The sequence below is a fragment of the Bradyrhizobium sp. LeoA1Lang genome, assembly GCF_055413685.1.
Map to the genome: position 1 here is coordinate 1 of NZ_JBVAPG010000563.1, position 331 is coordinate 331.

Below are 331 nucleotides of genomic sequence, written 5' to 3' on the forward strand. Positions count from 1 at the left end.
ATGAGGTTCACCCGAACCAGATCTATGCCTGGAAGAAGCAACTGCTGGACCAGGCGGCCCGGGCCTTTGACGCGGGTGTCGGGCGGGAGAGCGAGGACGCGCGCGAACGCGAGATCGAGAAGCTGCACGCCAAGATTGGACAACTGACAGTCGAGCGCGATTTTTTAGCGCGGAGGTCCGGAAGATGAGCACGCCGGACCGTCAAGGAATGCTCGATCGCGCCGACATGGCGCTGTCGATCCGCCGGCAATGCATGTTACTTGGCATCGCGCGCTCTGGGGTCTACCGGCCGCCACGGCCGGCCAACGACAACGACCTTGCCCTGATGCGG

Annotated in this window: 1 protein-coding gene; it reads left to right on the top strand. The window is 63.7% G+C overall.

Features of this window, described 5'->3' with window-relative positions; translation table 11 throughout:
- On the top strand, positions 1-188 hold a 188-nt coding region (locus tag ACZYOF_RS44520), incomplete at its 5' end, for a transposase (protein ID WP_463332055.1).
- Positions 189-331: the final 143 nt, after the last annotated feature.